General features: G+C 61.6%; 14 protein-coding genes. 9 read left to right on the top strand and 5 right to left on the bottom strand.

Features of this window, described 5'->3' with window-relative positions; genetic code table 11:
* Window positions 1-57: 57 nt before the first annotated feature.
* The 4 genes from JWV26_RS22010 (at window position 58) to JWV26_RS21995 (ending at window position 3,939) form a co-directional block, all read left to right on the top strand.
* The gene (locus JWV26_RS22010) at window positions 58-1,932 is read left to right on the top strand and encodes a di-heme-cytochrome C peroxidase (protein WP_093052641.1); all 1,875 of its coding nucleotides are present in this window, start codon (window positions 58-60) and stop codon (window positions 1,930-1,932) included.
* Window positions 1,933-1,965: 33 nt separating this feature from the next.
* Complete coding sequence (locus JWV26_RS22005) at window positions 1,966-3,159, top strand: catalase family protein (protein WP_074914998.1); 1,194 nt, start codon at window positions 1,966-1,968, stop codon at window positions 3,157-3,159.
* A gap of 181 nt (window positions 3,160-3,340) precedes the next feature.
* The gene (locus JWV26_RS22000; protein ID WP_003460201.1) at window positions 3,341-3,610 is read left to right on the top strand and encodes a hypothetical protein; all 270 of its coding nucleotides are present in this window, start codon (window positions 3,341-3,343) and stop codon (window positions 3,608-3,610) included.
* A gap of 101 nt (window positions 3,611-3,711) precedes the next feature.
* Window positions 3,712-3,939 (top strand): DUF1272 domain-containing protein, encoded by a 228-nt coding sequence (locus JWV26_RS21995; RefSeq protein WP_072424032.1) that lies wholly within the window; start codon window positions 3,712-3,714, stop codon window positions 3,937-3,939.
* 51 nt (window positions 3,940-3,990) lie between these two features.
* Here the strand turns inward: JWV26_RS21995 and nfuA are convergent, their stop codons facing one another.
* Window positions 3,991-4,575, bottom strand: coding sequence for a Fe-S biogenesis protein NfuA (gene nfuA / locus JWV26_RS21990; RefSeq protein WP_072424033.1), 585 nt, complete (start codon window positions 4,573-4,575; stop codon window positions 3,991-3,993).
* Between the two features lie 142 nt (window positions 4,576-4,717).
* Window positions 4,718-6,994, bottom strand: coding sequence for a fatty acid cis/trans isomerase (locus JWV26_RS21985; RefSeq protein WP_093052638.1), 2,277 nt, complete (start codon window positions 6,992-6,994; stop codon window positions 4,718-4,720).
* A gap of 152 nt (window positions 6,995-7,146) precedes the next feature.
* On the opposite strand from JWV26_RS21985, the gene metH reads away from it, so the two are divergent.
* Both metH and osmE read left to right on the top strand, forming a co-directional pair.
* Window positions 7,147-10,857, top strand: a complete 3,711-nt coding sequence (metH, locus tag JWV26_RS21980) for a methionine synthase (RefSeq protein ID WP_206417825.1) — start codon at window positions 7,147-7,149, stop codon at window positions 10,855-10,857.
* Between the two features lie 151 nt (window positions 10,858-11,008).
* Window positions 11,009-11,344, top strand: coding sequence for an osmotically-inducible lipoprotein OsmE (gene osmE / locus JWV26_RS21975; RefSeq protein WP_072424036.1), 336 nt, complete (start codon window positions 11,009-11,011; stop codon window positions 11,342-11,344).
* Between the two features lie 41 nt (window positions 11,345-11,385).
* Here osmE and JWV26_RS24665 read toward each other — a convergent pair whose 3' ends face one another.
* Complete coding sequence (locus tag JWV26_RS24665) at window positions 11,386-11,472, bottom strand: small membrane protein YohP (RefSeq protein ID WP_442873392.1); 87 nt, start codon at window positions 11,470-11,472, stop codon at window positions 11,386-11,388.
* Between the two features lie 88 nt (window positions 11,473-11,560).
* A complete protein-coding gene (locus JWV26_RS21970; RefSeq protein ID WP_003460213.1) occupies window positions 11,561-11,854 on the bottom strand; it encodes a DUF1883 domain-containing protein in 294 nt (97 codons plus the stop codon).
* A 139-nt stretch (window positions 11,855-11,993) separates the two neighbouring features.
* Between JWV26_RS21970 and JWV26_RS21965 the strand changes: the two genes are divergently transcribed.
* From JWV26_RS21965 to JWV26_RS21955, 3 genes are all read left to right on the top strand, one after another.
* Window positions 11,994-13,019: a DUF5924 family protein gene (locus tag JWV26_RS21965; protein WP_206417824.1), complete on the top strand. Its 1,026-nt coding sequence runs from the start codon at window positions 11,994-11,996 to the stop codon at window positions 13,017-13,019.
* Between the two features lie 15 nt (window positions 13,020-13,034).
* On the top strand, window positions 13,035-14,075 hold the full coding sequence (locus JWV26_RS21960) for an RNA methyltransferase (protein ID WP_206417823.1): 1,041 nt from the start codon (window positions 13,035-13,037) through the stop codon (window positions 14,073-14,075).
* Between the two features lie 146 nt (window positions 14,076-14,221).
* Entirely contained in the window at window positions 14,222-16,105 is a 1,884-nt protein-coding gene (locus JWV26_RS21955; RefSeq protein WP_079783775.1) for a methyl-accepting chemotaxis protein, read from the top strand.
* A gap of 69 nt (window positions 16,106-16,174) precedes the next feature.
* Here JWV26_RS21955 and JWV26_RS21950 read toward each other — a convergent pair whose 3' ends face one another.
* Window positions 16,175-17,251, bottom strand: coding sequence for a polyamine ABC transporter substrate-binding protein (locus tag JWV26_RS21950; RefSeq protein WP_206417822.1), 1,077 nt, complete (start codon window positions 17,249-17,251; stop codon window positions 16,175-16,177).
* Window positions 17,252-17,267 lie beyond the last annotated feature (16 nt).

Raw genomic sequence — 17,267 nt, 5'->3', positions numbered from 1 at the left:
AGTCTGCAGTATTGGCATAACAGACCGATTAATAAGAACGCTACAAGGAAGTCTCTGATGCGTCTGCTCCGCCGTACCCTTAAAATTTTCATCTTGCTGGCGCTTATCGGCCTGGCGGTGGCGCTGTATTACGTCGCCAACCCCAACCTGCCGACCTATCAGCAGCCCAGAGATTTGCACTATCTGGACCAGTGGAGCGAAGAGCAGCGCCAGACCTATTACTACACGCCGCAGGGCACCACGGTTAAAGGCCTGCGCTATGACTGGTTCAGCGCGCTGGAAATGCCATTCGGTACCGAGAAATTCGCCCGCCTCGATTATCTGGCCCGCTTCGGCTTTCTCACCGATCCCAAGCAGCAGCCAAGCGCTCTGAATCCCGGCAATCTGCCTGTCGGTTTTACCCGTCACCAGGACAACGAAAGCGGCGAGCACTTTCTCGATATCAGTTGCGCCGCCTGCCATACCGGCGAGCTGCGCTACAAAGGCCAGGCCGTGCGTATCGACGGCGGTGCTGCCCTGCACTCGCTGGCCTCCACCGTACCCACCCTGCGCGGCGGCGGTTTTGGCCAGGCGCTAGGCATGAGCATGGCCTTCACCTATTACAACCCGCTGAAATTCCGTCGTTTCGCCCAGGAAGTCCTGGGTGATCAATACCCGCAAGGCCGTGACCAACTGCGCGAGGACTTCAAGCAAGTGCTCGACCGGCTGCTGGCTACGGCTTTCAACGACTGGCACCGCGGCCTGTATCCGACCGAAGAAGGCTTTGGCCGTACCGATGCATTCGGTCGTATCGCCAATACCGTGTTCGGCGATGTGCTGGATGACGCCAACTACCGCGTCGCCAATGCCCCGGTCAGCTACCCGCAACTCTGGGACATCTGGAAATTCGACTGGGTGCAATGGAATGGCTCGGCCATGCAGCCGATGGCGCGCAACGTTGGCGAAGCCCTTGGCGTCGGTGCCAGCCTGCATCTGCTCGACGAACACGGCAAAGGCGTCGCCGAGGCTGATCGCTATGCCTCCAGCGTGCGCCTGCATGACCTCTACACCCTGGAGGAAACCTTGAAACGGCTGCAGCCACCCAAGTGGCCAGAGGCTGTATTCGGCAAGGTGGATCTGCCGCTGGCCAGCCGTGGCAAGGCGCTCTACACCGAGAATTGCGCCTATTGCCATGCCCCCGATCCCAAGCCGCGCGACCAGCGCCTGGCTCCTTCGCGCGACCCTGAGTGGAAGATGCGCGTCGTACCGATCAGCATCGTCGGCACCGACCCGACTACCGCCGACAACATCGCTGATCATCGTTTCGATATCAGTCGCCTGGGCTGGACCAAGGCTGAGCTGTCGCGCCTGGATGTGAAGTTGTTCGGCTCCAGCCTCGATGAGGTCGATTTCAAGAGCATTTCCAGCGCCAAGGGCCTGGCCTATATCACCGCTTACGTGGAAAACCGCGCCTATCAGGACGCCGGCATCGGGCCACGCCAGCGCAAGGAAATGGACGGCTATGGCCTGCCTATCGGCGTCCAGGAAAAGCGCGGCTACAAGGCCCGCCCACTCGACGGCATCTGGGCCACCCCACCCTTCCTGCACAACGGTTCGGTACCCAATCTGTTCGAGTTGCTCTCTCCCGTATACGAGCGGCAGGCCCAGTTCTGGGTCGGTAATTTCGAATTCGACCCGGTACGCGTGGGCTATCGCAGCGACAAGTTCCCGGGGGGCTTCCTGCTCGATACCCGCGTTACCGGCAATGGCAATGGTGGCCATGAGTTCCGCGATGGCTGCCGTCAGGAGGGCGTCATCGGGCGCGCCTTGTCACCCGACGAACGCCTGGCGCTGATCGAATACCTGAAAGTGCTGGGTAATGCCGATCTGGAAACTCAGCTCAGTGACGTGCCGGTACAAGCCTGGACGCCCGGCCCGAACTGCGAAGGCTGATTTCAACCGATATCTAGAACAAGGATTGCAACGATGTTGAAACGCTTTTGGCTCTGGCTCGGTCGCCTGCTCGGCAAACTGCTGCTCACCGTCGCCCTTGTAGGCCTGGTTGGCTGGGGCCTGGGTGAAGCCTATTACGCCTGGAAATTCTCCGGCCCGGTTTCCACGCAAGAACAGATCGCGCCGGATGAGGCCGCGCTCACCAGATTGATCATCGAAGACGCGGTACGTATCGTCGAGCAGCACCGCGACAATACCCGCGTGCTGCGCGATGCGCATGCCAAGGCCCATGGTTGCGTCAAGGCCGAAGTCCAGGTGCTGGACGATCTCGATGAGAGCCTGCGCCAGGGTGTGTTCGCCGAGCCGGGCCACACCTGGCAGGCTTGGATGCGCCTGTCCAACGGCAATGCCTACCCGCAGTTCGACCGTGCTCGCGATGCGCGCGGCATGGCCATCAAACTGCTCGACGTACCTGGCGAGAAACTCATGAAGAGCTCGGCGCATGCTGGCGAACAGGATTTCGTGATGTTCAACCATCCAGCCTTCTTCGTTCGCGACGTGGCTGAGTACCGTACCAACTTCGCCGCCCAGGCCGATGGCAAGAAGGCCCTGGCGTTCTTCCCCAGCTGGGATCCGCGCACCTGGGAGGCACGCCACCTGATCATCGCCCTGAAGACCCTGGCTCCGGCGCCAGAAAGCCCCGTGGCCACTACCTACAACTCCATCGCGCCGTTCAAGCTCGGCGAGTTGAACATCAAGTACCGCGTGGTGCCGGCCCCACAGAATTGCCCACCCTACGAGCTGCCGGAACAAAACACCGACCTGCCCAACTTCCTGCGTAATGCGCTCTACCAGCAGTTGTCACTGGACCGTGCGCCGGCCTGTTTTGAACTTCAGGTGCAAAAGCAGAACGCGCAGTACTACATGCCCATCGAAGATCCGACAGTCGAATGGAGTGAAAAGATATCGCCCTTCGAGAGCGTTGCACGTATTACCGTACACCCGCAGGACTTCGATAGCCGTGAACAAAACCTGTTCTGCGACAATTTGTCCTTCAACCCCTGGCATGCACTTCCCGAACACCGGCCTATCGGTGGCATAAACCGTTTGCGCAAGTCGGTATATGAGGCGGTAAGCGCCTATCGCCATCAGCGCAACGCCCCAGCCCCCGCTAACGCTGCGCCGCAGCCAGTTGCGCAAGAAACAGAGGTGGAACTTTCGCAGTAGAGAGTTGTAGCCGGCGAGACGCCAGAAGTTTTTATCAAGGCACACTACACCGGTAATAAAACTTTTTTCAGCCATGTGTGACTTATGGGTCTGCTGAGTTCATCAACAACATTGAAAGGCCAACATCAATAACCTGTTGGCCGCCATTGATTGTTGGGAACAACTCGGAGAAGCCGACCCCATGAACACACCGCTGCGTTTCAACGAAGCCCTGCTGATTGCCGATCGCGCCTTCCGCCCGTTCCAGTGCGTGGCCTGGGCTCCGCAGGACGGCACCGGCGTCGTCAGCATCAGCGTCATCGACCGCACCAACACCCGCCTGCTCGGCCGCACCCAGCTGTCCAGCGCCACTTACAGTGACCCGCAACAGCTGGAAGACGCACTGCAGCGCTCCCGTGATGAGCTGCGCAGCCAAGGTTTTGACCTGGCGCCTTGGAGCATGCCGGAATAAACCCCGCCGGGGCGCCTTGCGCGCCCCCAGATTTGCCCGTTGCGCCTGGCCGCCAGCGACTGCAGACTGCTGCGATCACCCACTGTGCCGAGCCTAGCGCCATGCTTGAACTGCGCCCCAACTGCGAGAACTGCGACTGCGATCTGCCTGCGTCCAGTGTTGATGCCCTGATCTGCTCCTTCGAGTGCACCTTCTGCCGCTCCTGCGCCGAATCCGTCCTGGCGCTACGCTGCCCGAACTGCGGTGGTGAACTGGTGAAGCGCCCGATTCGCCCGGCCGAAAAGCTCGAACGCTTCCCCGCCTCCAGCAAACGCGTACTCAAGGCCTGACATGAAAAAGGGGCGACTCCAGTCGCCCCTTTTTCATGTGCAAGACGCTTATCAGTAGTAGGCGTTCTCGCGATTGCTGTGGTCGGTCACGTCACGCACCCCCTTGAGTTCAGGAATGCGCTCGAGCAAGGTCTTCTCGATGCCTTCCTTGAGGGTGTAATCGGCTTGGCCACAACCCTGGCAACCACCGCCGAACTGCAGCACGGCAATGCCCTCTTCGACCACGTCGATCAGCGTCACCTGGCCGCCATGGCTGGCCAGGCCGGGATTGATCTCGGTCTGCAGGTAGTAGTTGATGCGTTCGTTGAGTGGACTGTCTTCGTTGACCATCGGCACCTTGGCGTTCGGCGCCTTGATGGTCAGCTGGCCGCCCATGCGATCGGTGGCGTAGTCGACGACTGCGTCTTCCAGGAAAGGCTCACTGATGCCATCGATCCAGGCGGTGAAACTGGCCAGGCCAACGGCGGTGTCTTCAGGCTTCTGCTCACCCGGCTTGCAGTAGGCAATGCAGGTTTCCGCGTAAGGCGTACCTGGCTGGGTGATGAAAACTCGGATGCCGATACCCGGGGTGTCCTGCTTGCTCAGCAGCTCGGCCAGGTAATCTTCGGCAGCTTGGGTAATGATGATGGCGCTCATGGCAACTCCTCGCGAACATGGGCGCAGTGTACGCCAGAGCGCCGCCCGGTTAAAGCCCAACTAAATTAGTAGGAATTGATCGCAGCCATAGCTGCCATGTAACAAGCGATCTGGAGCGCACTTCACGTGCGCTCCGGTGCGTTTAGAGGTTCTGATAGCGGTTCATATCCAGCACGCCTGTCTCCAACGGCTGGGTTTCGCGAATATGCTCGGCGAGATCGTGAAAATAGCGCCAGAACTCGGGATGACTGCGCCGTACACCCCAGCGCTCGACGATTTGCTCGAAGGATTTTGCGTCGCTAACACCTTCCATCTGCTTGACGAAGGTATCCACCTCCCCCGCTTCGACCGTGAACAGGAAATTCGGGTAGCTGCTCAGCACTTCCGGGTAGATGGTCAGGGTGTCCAGGCGCGGTTGATAGCGCAGCTCCTCTCCCAGCATGAACGCCACGTTGCTGTGCGCACGGTTGCGCAGCAGGCTGTAGATCTCGCGCGAGCCATCGCTAAGCTCTACCCGCAACATCGTCGCTTCTGGCAGTTGATCGATCACCCGCAATCCGCCCGCCGGACGACTGGCCAGGCGCGCCAACGTCTGCTCGACATCTTGCAGCTCCCTGGGCAAACCGTCGCGATAACATTGCGCGCCCGTGCAGCGGTTGATCGGGTCAGGACGTGCATTGAGCTTGGCGTAGCGCCGCAGCAGCTGTTCGGCGAACTGTTTCTTCGGATCGTCACCGCTCAGGCCAATGGCGCTCGGTGAACGATGATCGACCGAGGTGTAGTCCAGCAGCATCTTCAACTTGCCGCTGTTCTGATACCAGTCATCCAGGTAAGCCTCACGTGAGCGCGCCGGCAGCAGGCGCAGGAAGTTCACCTCGGCGCCATTGCGGATCAGATCGAAATACAACCGCGTCTGCGCCTGGTGCGAAACGTTGCCGAACACGTCGAAGTTGACCACCAACTGGTAGTAGGTACGCTCCAGCAGCGGGTAATCCATCCACCAGAGGGTCTGCGGAATTTCCCCGAGCAGGCCTTTGCGCACCGAGGCACTGTCGTGCTGGCGGAAGATCGACAGCAGCGCGTTGTCATTGCCGCTCCAAATATGCGCCCAGTCCGCAGGAGGTGCGTCGGCGTAAGCGTCCTTGCGCAGGTTCTCGTAATCGTTGCGCTTGTCGCGATAGTTGCGCCACAGGCCCAACAGATCGCCGATATCGTCGAACTGGCCGGGCATGGCCAACAGCGGCGTGGCCTCGCGCTGGTAATTGGCATCGGTGATGTAGAGATCGTGCTCCGGCGCCTGGAACACGGCCCAGAAGTTGTCGCGAATCACGTCAGTGGCGATCTGCCCGCGGCACACCGGACCACGGATGAAGGTACGCACGAAATACTCGGCGTTATCCAGCATGAACTGATAGCGCGCACGCGCCGGAATCGCGGCGAAGGTTTCGAAGGGGTTGGCGCGACGTTGTGCGCCGTAACCCGGCACAGCGTCCAGCGCCCAGTCTTCGCCGAAGAACAGCTCCTTGACCCGCGCCAGCTTGGCGTCATCCAACGGATAGGTGATATGCGTCTTGTGCACGATCACGCCCTGGATCGGCCATAGCCGGTAGTAGAACTCGGTGCCCGGATCGTCGTTGGGGCGGCGCGTGGCGATAGGATCGATAGGTTTGCCGCTGGGGGTACGCGAACGGACCATCTGGAAGAAGTGCCCAGGCTCACCGCCCTCGAAATGCAAATGCGCGAGGAACAGGTGCTCGTAGAGCCAGCGCGACACCAGATCCTGCCGCGCACCGGGCGCATTCATGAAGCTTTCCCAATCCTCCACCTGGCGCAACTCGATTGCACTGGGTTTGAGCGCCTGTTCGGCGACCGGTGCACCCTGGGCCAGCCACTGTTCCAGGGTGGCGTACTCGTCATCGTTCAGCCCCGTCACGGCGAACGGCATGCCGCCATGGGGATTCTTCTGCGCATAGGCAGCGAACTCGCCCGGCAATGGGCAGCTGTTGCTGCGGGTGATGGCAATGTCGAGATTGTCAGGGAGCTTGGCATTGGGCTCGATCGGTTGGCTACGACCCAGCTCCAGCATGCGCTTGATCAGCGCAGCCTGGTCGTTCCCGCCATCGAGCACGGAATGAAAGTCGCGCTGGCGCCAGGCTGCCTCGCCATGTGCGTCCAGATAAAGCCGTGTGGTCGCTTGCGCCTTGCTGCGCGTACCGTCGTACACCAGTTGCTTGCTGGCGCCGCGCGCAATGCCCTCACCGCTACCGAGATTGAGCTGACACGGCGCGTCATAGCAGGTATGGCAGGCCACGCATTTGTGGGTGAGGATCGGTTGGACGTCATCGATATAGGAAATCGCTTCCGCACGGGCCAGGCCAGCTGCGAAAGAAAGAAGAAACAGAGCAGCAGGCTTGAGCATGACCACGTCCTTGAGTGCGATGCTGGCAATTCTAACGAGACGGCGCCCCCAGCAACATGAATGAAATTCATGAAAAGCCCACTGGTGCTCCAGAACCCTGCAGCTTTGCTATCATCGCCCACCTTTGTTTACGCTTTGCTCAGGTAGTTCTCATGTCCGATCGCAGCGCCCGCCTCCAAGCCCTCCAGCAAGCCCTGAAGGAGCGCATCCTGATCCTCGATGGCGGCATGGGCACCATGATCCAGAGCTACAAGCTGGAAGAGGCCGACTACCGCGGCGAGCGCTTCGCCGACTGGCCGAGCGATGTAAAAGGCAACAACGACCTGTTGTTGCTCAGCCAGCCGCAGATCATCGCTGCCATCGAGAAGGCCTATCTGGATGCCGGCGCCGACATTCTGGAAACCAATACCTTCAATGCCACCCAGGTATCCCAGGCCGACTACGGCATGGAAGGCCTGGCCTATGAGCTGAACGTCGCGGGTGCCCGTGTAGCCCGTGAAGTGGCCGACGCCAAGACCCTGGAAACCCCGGATCGCCCGCGCTTCGTCGCCGGCGTGCTTGGCCCGACCAGCCGCACCTGCTCGATTTCCCCTGACGTCAACGATCCCGGCTACCGCAACGTTACCTTCGATGAACTGGTAGATAACTACACCGAGGCCACTCGCGGCCTGATCGCAGGTGGCGCCGACCTGATCCTGATCGAGACTATCTTCGACACCCTCAACGCCAAGGCGGCGATCTTCGCCGTGCAGCAAGTGTTCGACGAAGACGGCGTCGAGTTGCCGATCATGATTTCCGGCACAATCACCGACGCCTCCGGCCGTACCCTGTCCGGCCAGACCACCGAGGCGTTCTGGAACTCGGTGCGCCACGCCAAGCCGATTTCCGTCGGTCTGAACTGCGCCCTTGGCGCCAAAGACCTGCGCCCGTATCTGGAAGAACTGTCCAACAAGGCCGACACCCACGTCTCTGCGCACCCCAACGCCGGCCTGCCCAACGCCTTCGGCGAGTACGACGAATCGCCTGCCGAGATGGCCGCGGTGGTCGAAGAGTTCGCTGCCAGCGGCTTTCTCAACATCATTGGCGGTTGCTGCGGCACCACGCCGGGGCATATCCAGGCCATTGCCGAGGCGGTCGCCAAGTACCAACCCCGCGCCATTCCAGAGATTCCCAAGGCCTGCCGCCTGTCGGGCCTCGAGCCCTTCACCATCGACCGCAACTCGCTGTTCGTTAACGTCGGCGAGCGTACCAATATCACTGGCTCGGCCAAGTTCGCCCGGCTGATCCGCGAGGAGAACTACACCGAGGCACTGGAAGTCGCCCTGCAGCAGGTGGAAGCCGGCGCCCAGGTGATCGACATCAACATGGACGAAGGGATGCTCGACTCCAAGGCGGCCATGGTCAGGTTCCTCAACCTGATCGCCGGTGAGCCGGACATCTCGCGCGTGCCGATCATGATCGACTCCTCGAAATGGGAAGTGATCGAGGCCGGCCTGAAGTGCATCCAGGGCAAGGGCATCGTCAACTCCATCTCGATGAAGGAAGGCGTCGAGCAGTTCAAGCACCACGCCAAGCTGTGCAAGCGCTATGGCGCCGCCGTGGTGGTAATGGCCTTCGACGAGGTCGGCCAAGCCGATACCGCCGCGCGCAAGAAGGAAATCTGCCAGCGCAGCTACGATATCCTGGTCAACGAAGTGGGCTTCCCGCCGGAAGACATCATCTTCGACCCGAACATCTTCGCCGTCGCCACCGGCATCGAGGAACACAACAACTACGCCGTGGACTTCATCGAAGCCTGCGCCTTCATTCGCGACAACCTGCCCTATGCGCTGAGCTCAGGCGGCGTGTCCAACGTGTCGTTCTCCTTCCGCGGCAACAACCCGGTACGCGAGGCGATCCACTCGGTATTTCTCTACTACGCGATCCAGAACGGCCTGACCATGGGCATCGTCAACGCTGGCCAACTGGAAATCTACGACGAGATTCCCAAGGAGCTGCGCGACAAGGTCGAGGATGTGGTGCTCAACCGCACACCCGGCGGCACCGACGCCCTGCTCGCCATCGCCGACCAATACAAGGGCGACGGCGCCGCCAAGGAAGTCGAAAACGAAGAGTGGCGCTCGCTGCCGGTAGACAAGCGCCTGGAGCACGCCCTGGTCAAGGGCATCACTGCCTTTATCGTCGAGGACACCGAGGAGTGCCGCCAGCAGTGCGCGCGCCCCATCGAGGTCATCGAAGGCCCGCTGATGAGCGGCATGAACGTGGTTGGTGACCTGTTCGGCTCGGGCAAGATGTTCCTGCCCCAGGTGGTCAAGTCTGCTCGCGTTATGAAGCAGGCCGTTGCCCACCTGATTCCCTTCATCGAAGCGGAGAAAGGCGACAAGCCGGAGGCCAAGGGCAAGATCCTTATGGCCACGGTCAAGGGCGACGTACACGATATCGGCAAGAACATCGTCGGTGTGGTGCTGGGCTGTAACGGCTACGACATCGTCGACCTCGGCGTGATGGTGCCAGCGGAGAAGATCCTGCAGACCGCCATCGCCGAGAAGTGCGACATCATTGGCCTGTCCGGCCTGATCACCCCGTCGCTGGACGAGATGGTGCATGTCGCCAAGGAAATGCAGCGTCAGGGCTTCAACCTGCCATTGATGATCGGCGGCGCCACCACCTCCAAGGCTCATACCGCGGTGAAGATCGACCCGCAGTACAGCAACGACGCGGTGGTCTACGTGACAGACGCTTCGCGCGCCGTGGGCGTGGCCACCCAGTTGTTATCCAAGGAGTTGAAGGCCGACTTCGTGCGCAAGACCCGCGAGGAATACGTGGTAGTGCGCGAGCGTACCTCGGCCCGCGCCTCGCGTACCGAGCGCCTGGGCTATGCAGACGCCATCGCCAACAAGCCGGCCTTCGACTGGAACGGCTACGTCGCACCCAAACCGAGCTTTATCGGTGCCAAGGTGCTGGACGATATCGACCTGGCGACGCTGGCCGAGTACATCGACTGGACGCCCTTCTTCATCTCCTGGGACCTGGCTGGCAAGTATCCGCGCATCCTCACCGACGAAGTGGTTGGCGAAGCCGCCACCGCGTTGTTCGACGACGCCCAGGCGATGCTGAAGAAGCTCATCGACGAGAAACTGATCAAGGCCCGCGCGGTGTTCGGCTTCTGGCCAGCCAACCAGGTCGCCCATGACGACATCGAAGTCTACGGTGACGACGGCAAGCCCCTGGCCACCCTGCATCACCTGCGCCAGCAGAGCATCAAGCCCGAAGGCAAGCCGAACCTGTCGCTGGCCGACTTCGTCGCGCCGAAGGAAAGCGGCGTAACCGACTATGTCGGCGGCTTCATCACCACCGCTGGCATCGGTGCCGAGGAAGTGGCCAAGGCCTACGAGGCCAAGGGCGACGATTACAACTCGATCATGGTCAAAGCGCTGGCCGACCGCCTGGCTGAAGCCTGCGCCGAATGGCTGCACGAGCGTGTGCGCAAGGACTACTGGGGTTATGCCAGGGATGAACAGCTGGACAACGAAGCGCTGATCCGCGAGCAGTACAAGGGCATCCGCCCTGCCCCCGGATATCCGGCCTGCCCGGATCACACCGAGAAGGCCACGCTGTTCAAGCTGCTCGACCCCGAGGCTGACTACAACAAGGCGGGCCGCAGCGGCGTGTTTCTCACCGAGCACTACGCCATGTTCCCGGCGGCAGCGGTGTCCGGCTGGTACTTCGCCCACCCAGAGGCGCAGTACTTCGCCGTGGGCAAGGTCGACAAGGATCAGATCGAGCAGTACAGCAAGCGCAAGGGGCAGGACGTCGCCGTCAGCGAACGCTGGCTGATGCCCAACCTGGGCTACGACGACTGATGCCAAAGAGCCCGCAATCGCGGGCTCTTTTCATTCATGCAGCACGAACCAGGCGCGACTCGCGCCGATCATCGAAAAGCTCGAACTCTCATGCATGGGCGCGGCTCCAAAACCTGTCGAGCCATTTCGGCTCAATCGACGGAGCGATGACATGTACAAGCACAGCCTTGCAGTACTGGCCGTAGCGGCCGCGGTGAGCGGTTGCTCGACCTTCGAGAACCCGGCCGATTACGTGACCTTCCGCAATGAGCCATTGGTCAAGCAGGTCGACCACGGCATGACTCAGGAGCAGGTACGCACCCTTGGTGGGCCTCCCTCTTCGGACGTGCGCAACAGTGTCACAGGCGGCACCTGCAACAACTACGTGTTGAATGTCGACGGCCTGGAACAGCCCTATTACGTGGACTTCGACGTCAACGGCCGGGTCGACAGCAAGGGCTTCATGACTTGCGAGCAGCACCAGGGCAACCAGCGCAAGCGGCTCTGAATACGATCAGCCCCGCTGCATGCAGCGGGGCCATTCATTGGCTAGAAGATCAGTGAGAGCAATCCCACCACCACGATCAGGCCGATGATGAAAATGATACCGACGGTACCGCCCAGAAACTTCAGCATACTGACTCTCCTTTTTCGAGGTTCACGAGTTGTGACCTCGGCCTGGCTGTCAGCGTTTAGCTTTTTTCTTCACCTGCAGCGGCAAGCATCAAGCGCCCGGGCGACGGACGATCTTGATGCTGTACTCCATCTGCGGCTTGCGCGTCACGCTCACTGCACGACGGCTGACGGTATCCAGCGTGATGTTCCAGAAACCACTGGAGGGCACGCGGATCTTCGCTGGGAACTTGATGAAGGCGCCGCCGTGGTAACTGTGACGGCCACGGTTCCTGAAGGCACGAAAGTTGGCATCGTTCATCAGGCGGATGTTGCAGGGCTGCGAACACTGGATGACCACCAGATCGCCCTCTTCCAGATGCTCGCGTTGATGGATGAATTTCATCGTTTTCGGACTCGGTGGTGAAACGGGGGCGCAATAGTGCCGCAAGCGGCCCGGCATCGCCAGCGCAGCTGACGACTCGCTTGCAGCCAAGGCTCGCGCTACCTAGGATGCGCGCCCAACACTGCCATTTGCCGCTGCCATGAAAGTCGTACTCGATCGCATCCCCACTCTGATCGCCCTGCTGCGCCGTTACCCAGGCCTGGTTGCCCTGTTCGGCTTCTGCTCGGGCGTGGCCAGTTTTCTCCTGGTCGACCGTCAGGCGCACCTGGCCAAGGTCTTGGGCGTGGTATTGCTGGTCAGCTGGGTCTGGCTGATGCTGGAGAACCTGCTGCGCGAACGCATTGCCCGGCGCTTCGGCTTCGAATTGCCATTGCCGCTGCTGCGCTACGGCACACAGATGATCCACCAGGAAAGTCTGTTCTTCGTCTTGCCGTTCTTCTTCATCACCACCACCTGGAACAGTGGCCAGTTACTGTTCAGCGGCCTGCTGGCGATCGCCGCACTGGCCTCGATCACCGACCCGATCTATTACCGTTGGCTGGCGCCCAGGCGCTGGTTGCTGTTGATCTTTCATAGCCTGGCGCTGTTCGCGGTGATGCTGACCGCGCTGCCGATCATCTTTCACCTCAGTACCCCGCAGAGCTACCGCATTGCCCTGCTGATCGCCACGCTGCTGGCGCTGCCGAGCCTGCCCGGTCTGATCGGCTTCACCGGCTGGCGACGCATAGTGCTGCTGGCCGCCCTGCCTCTGGCGATGGCCAGCGCCGGCTGGGTGGCGCGGGCCTGGGTGCCACCGGCAACGCTGTGGCTGACCGAGGTGGCGATCAGTGATCGCTTCGATGGCGAGCAGCGCACGCCGGGCCAGAGCCTGCAACAGATCAGCCCGGAACAGCTGCGCGACGATGGACTCTACGCCTACACCTCGATCAACGCCCCACGCGGCCTCAACGAACGCATCTACCACGTCTGGCAGCACAATGGCCGGGAAGTCGACCGCATTGCGCTGGACATCAACGGCGGGCGCAAGGAGGGCTATCGCGCCTGGACGCACAAACTCAACTTCCCGGCCTCCCCCGAAGGCCGCTGGCAAGTGCGAGTCGTCACCGAAGCCGGGCAGATGATCGGCGTGCTGCGCTTCGACGTGGTCGCTGCCACGGCCAAGTGATAGCATGCGCGCCCCATGCAGCTCACCGAACTCAACCAACGCCTCGCCGACCTTGGCGCCAAACCCCAGCATATCGGGCGCATTACCCGTGCCTGGCTGCAGGGCAATCCGTTGGACACCGGCACCAAGCATCAGAAAACCGAGAACTTCCTGCCCCTGACGGTACGTGAAGCACTGCCGGCCATAGCCAGCGAGCTGGATGCACTGGCCCGGTTGCGCTCCGAACACCCTGGCGCAGATGGCTCGGCACGCCTGCTGGTGGAGCTGGCCGACAAACAGATGGTGGAAAGCGTACTGCTGCCGCGCGATGGCCTGTGCATCTCCAGCCAGGTGGGCTGCGCCGTAGCCTGCGTGTTCTGCATGACCGGCAAGAGCGGCCTGCTGCGCCAGCTCAGCAGCGCCGAGATGGTCGCCCAGGTCGCCTTGGGGCGGCGCTTTCGACCGGTGAAGAAAGTGGTGTTCATGGGCATGGGCGAGCCGGCGCACAACCTCGACAACGTTCTTGAGGCCATCGATCTGCTTGGCACCGAGGGCGGCATCGGACAGCGCAACCTGGTGTTCTCCACCGTTGGCGACCCGCGGGTGTTCGAGCGCCTGCCCAAGCAACGCGTGCGCCCTGCCCTGGCGCTGTCGTTACATACCACTGACGCCGAACTGCGCCAGCGCCTGCTGCCCAAGGCGCCGCGCATCGATCCCGAAGAGCTGGTGGAACTGGGCGAAGCCTACGCGCGCACCATCGACTACCCGATCCAGTACCAGTGGACGCTGCTCAAGGGCATCAACGACAGCCAGGAAGAGATGGACAACATCCTGCGCCTGTTCAAGGGCAAGTTCGCCGTGCTCAACCTGATCCCCTACAACAGCCTGGAAGCCGACGACTACCAGCGTCCCGACGGCGAGCGCATCGTCGAGATGGTGCGTTATCTGCACAGCCGCGGTGTGCTGACCAAGGTGCGCAATTCTGCCGGCCAGGATGTCGACGGCGGTTGCGGTCAATTGCGCGCCCGCGCGGTGGATGTGGTCAATACCAGTCGCTTGCACAGAAAGCGCGGCTGAGGCTCAAGAACGGCGCCTGAGAGCCGATACAAGAGCGTACAGAGAGACCACACGTCCCGCCGGCGAAAAGCCAGCACTGTATTGCCTCGCAGACAACTGCCTTGCATGGATGCAGCCCCGTCGTCTTGGTGCCCAGGAGCCCATTCATGAAAATCGCCCACAAGGTCGGTATCGCGGCCGCTACCGTGCTGTTCCTTACCACCAGCCTGCTGTCGCTATCTCAGGTCAGCCAGGTTCGCGACACCCTGCGCAATCAGGTCGAATCGAGCATTGCCGAATCGAGTAACGCCCTGGCCAGGCAGATCGAGAACTGGCTCAACGCCAAGCTGCGTCTGATTGACCTGATGTCGCAAACCATCGACAGCAACTACAGCCCTGAGGAAAACCAGCGCGTATTCGATGCGCCGCTGCTCAAAAGTGAATTCATCCTGGTATTCGGTGCGCTGGAAACAGACGGCAAGCCAATCAAGAACAGCGACGACTGGAAGCCCAGTGCCGACTGGGACGGGCGCAAACGCCCCTGGTACGCGACCGGTAAGGCTGGCAACCAGGCAGTGCTGACCGAACCCTACGTCGACTCCACCACCAATGAAATCCTCATTTCCGCCGTGGCCCGGATCAGCGACGCGGGCCAGTTCCTTGGCGTATTCGGTGGCGATATCCGCCTGCAATCGGTAGCCGATGCGGTCAACACCCTGGATTTCAATGGCGCCGGCTATGCCTTCCTGCTCAGCCGTTCGGGCAATATCATTTCCCACCCCAATGCCGAGTACAACGGCAAGTCCTACAGCGAACTGTTCGACGGCCAGAGCCCGGCGCTGGGCAAGGAACTGCGCGAAGTCGAGGCCGGCGGCAAGAACCTGCTGGTCTCCTTCACCCCGCTACCCAACCTGCGCGGCATGGACTGGTACATCGGCGTGGTGCTGGACGAGAGCGTGGTGATGGCCGAGGCCAACCGCCTGACCTGGCTGGCCGTGGTTGGCACCGTGGTCGGCGTGGCCATCAGCCTGGTGGTGCTGGGCCTGCTGATGAACAGCCTGCTCAAACCCCTGAGCCTGCTCAGCACCTCGTTGCGTGAGATCAACAGCGGCGAAGGTGACCTGACGCGCCGCCTGGCGATCACCAGCAACGACGAGATCGGCGAGCTGTCGCAGGAATTCAACCGCTTCCTGCAGACCCTGCAGACGTTGATCGGCGACGTCATGGGCAGCTCGCGCCAGGTCCGCGAAAGCACGGCCCTGACCTCCAACGAGTCGGAACAAGCCGCGCGCCGCCTGCAGGAACAGCTGCAGGAGCTGGATCAGCTCGCCACCGCCATGCAGGAAATGGCCTCCACCGCCGAGGAGGTGGCGCGCAACGCCCAGGCTGCTGCCCAGGCTGCCGTCGCCGCCAACGAAGAAACCGAAAACGGCGTGCGCGTGGTGTCGCAATCCAGCGCAGCGATCCGCCATCTGGCCGACGAGATGGATGGCACCAGCCACGCGATCAACGAGCTGGCCAAGCTCAGCCACAACATCGAGTCGATTCTGCAGGTGATCACCAGCATCGCCGAGCAGACCAACCTGCTGGCACTGAACGCCGCCATCGAAGCCGCGCGCGCCGGTGAATCCGGCCGTGGCTTTGCCGTGGTCGCCGATGAGGTGCGCTCGCTGGCCTCGCGCACGCAGCAGGCCACCCAGGAAATCCGCCAGATGATCGATCAGCTGCAAGGCGGTGTACGTCAGGCCGAAAGCCGCATGCAACAGAGCCGCGACACGGCCAGCAAGACCGCCGAAGACGCTGGCGCGGCCAACGACATGCTCGGCCGTATCCGCGAGGCGATCACCCGCATCAACGACATGAACCTGCAGATCGCCACCGCGGCCGAGGAGCAAAGCGCCACCACCGAGGAGATCAACCGCAACACCACCAACATTCGCGACATCAGCCATGAACTGGCTGGCGGCGCCGAACAGCAGGTGCGCCAGTGCGGCTCGATGGTGGAGCAGGTTGGCCAGCAGGATCGCCTGCTGGGGCGTTTCAAGGTCTGAACCATGAGCGATTGAATGACGCACAAGAAAAGCCCCGGCATGCCGGGGCTTTTTTCATCGAGCAGGGGATCAGACGCCGCTCTTGACCTTGCTCCAGATACGCGTGCGCACCCGGTCGATCTGCAGTGGCATGGCCTCCAGGGTGTACAGCTTGTCCATCACAGCCTCTGGCGGATACACGGTCGGATCGGCCTTCAGCGCCGGGTCGACCAGCGCGTCGGCCTTGGTGTTGCCATTGGCGTACTTCACGTGGTTGCTGATGGCCGCCATTACCTCGGGCTGCAGCAGGTAGTTCATGAAGGCGTAAGCGCCCTCTTGGTTGCCGGCATCGACCGGCATGGCCACCATGTCGAACCAGATCGGCGCGCCCTCCTTGGGAATCTCGTACTGGATCTTCACCCCGTTGCCTGCTTCCGCAGCGCGCGCACCGGCCTGCATGATGTCGCCGGAAAAGCCCACCGCCATGCAGATCTCGCCATTGGCCAGATCGCCGACGTATTTGGAGGAGTGGAAATAACGCACGTTCTTGCGCATCTCCATCAATAACGCTTCGGCGCGCTTGTAGTCCTCAGGGTTCTTGCTGTGGTGTGGCAGGCCCAGGTGATGCAGGGCGATCGGCAGCATTTCCGGGCCGTTGTCGAGGATCGCCACGCCGCACTGGTTGAGCTTGGCTAGCGTGGCCGGGTCGAACAGCACGTCCCAGCTGTCCATCTTCACCTCATCGCCCAGCACGGCGCGCACCTTGTCGACGTTGTAGCCGATACCGGTGCTGCCCCAGAGATAAGGGAAGCCGTGCTCGTTGCCCGGGTCGTTCACCTCCAGCGTCTTCATCAGTACCGGGCTGAGATTGTTCCAATTCGGCAGCTTGGCGCGGTCGAGCTTCTTCAGCGCGCCGCCCTGAATCTGCCGGGCCATGAAGTGGTTGGAAGGAAACACCACGTCATAGCCTGAGCGCCCAGCCATCAGCTTGGCGTCCAGCGTCTCGTTGCTGTCGTAAACATCGTAATGGGTACCCAGACCGCTGCTCTTTTCGAACTGCTTGAGGGTGTCCGGGGCGATGTAATCGGTCCAGTTGTAGATGCGCACGCTATCAGCGGCATGAGCGGTGCCGGCCAGGATCAGGCACGGCAGGAGTTTCTTCAGCATGGGATACCTCATGAGT

Source organism: Ectopseudomonas toyotomiensis (genome assembly GCF_017167985.1).
GTDB lineage: Bacteria > Pseudomonadota > Gammaproteobacteria > Pseudomonadales > Pseudomonadaceae > Aquipseudomonas > Aquipseudomonas toyotomiensis.
Note: the sequence above shows the minus strand (reverse complement) of the source record. Positions and strands in the feature narration are given on the sequence as shown.

What these genes read in the sequence shown, in the direction of transcription:
- JWV26_RS22000 (WP_003460201.1), top strand. Translation starts at nt 3,341, where the DNA reads ATGAACACACCGCTGCGTTTCAACGAAGCCCTGCTGATTGCCGATCGC.
- JWV26_RS22005 (WP_074914998.1), top strand. Translation starts at nt 1,966, where the DNA reads ATGTTGAAACGCTTTTGGCTCTGGCTCGGTCGCCTGCTCGGCAAACTG.
- JWV26_RS21955 (WP_079783775.1), top strand. Translation starts at nt 14,222, where the DNA reads ATGAAAATCGCCCACAAGGTCGGTATCGCGGCCGCTACCGTGCTGTTC.
- JWV26_RS21950 (WP_206417822.1), bottom strand. Translation starts at nt 17,251, where the DNA reads ATGCTGAAGAAACTCCTGCCGTGCCTGATCCTGGCCGGCACCGCTCAT.
- JWV26_RS21960 (WP_206417823.1), top strand. Translation starts at nt 13,035, where the DNA reads ATGCAGCTCACCGAACTCAACCAACGCCTCGCCGACCTTGGCGCCAAA.
- JWV26_RS21995 (WP_072424032.1), top strand. Translation starts at nt 3,712, where the DNA reads ATGCTTGAACTGCGCCCCAACTGCGAGAACTGCGACTGCGATCTGCCT.
- JWV26_RS21970 (WP_003460213.1), bottom strand. Translation starts at nt 11,854, where the DNA reads ATGAAATTCATCCATCAACGCGAGCATCTGGAAGAGGGCGATCTGGTG.
- JWV26_RS22010 (WP_093052641.1), top strand. Translation starts at nt 58, where the DNA reads ATGCGTCTGCTCCGCCGTACCCTTAAAATTTTCATCTTGCTGGCGCTT.
- JWV26_RS24665 (WP_442873392.1), bottom strand. Translation starts at nt 11,472, where the DNA reads ATGCTGAAGTTTCTGGGCGGTACCGTCGGTATCATTTTCATCATCGGC.
- metH (WP_206417825.1), top strand. Translation starts at nt 7,147, where the DNA reads ATGTCCGATCGCAGCGCCCGCCTCCAAGCCCTCCAGCAAGCCCTGAAG.
- JWV26_RS21965 (WP_206417824.1), top strand. Translation starts at nt 11,994, where the DNA reads ATGAAAGTCGTACTCGATCGCATCCCCACTCTGATCGCCCTGCTGCGC.
- JWV26_RS21985 (WP_093052638.1), bottom strand. Translation starts at nt 6,994, where the DNA reads ATGCTCAAGCCTGCTGCTCTGTTTCTTCTTTCTTTCGCAGCTGGCCTG.
- nfuA (WP_072424033.1), bottom strand. Translation starts at nt 4,575, where the DNA reads ATGAGCGCCATCATCATTACCCAAGCTGCCGAAGATTACCTGGCCGAG.
- osmE (WP_072424036.1), top strand. Translation starts at nt 11,009, where the DNA reads ATGTACAAGCACAGCCTTGCAGTACTGGCCGTAGCGGCCGCGGTGAGC.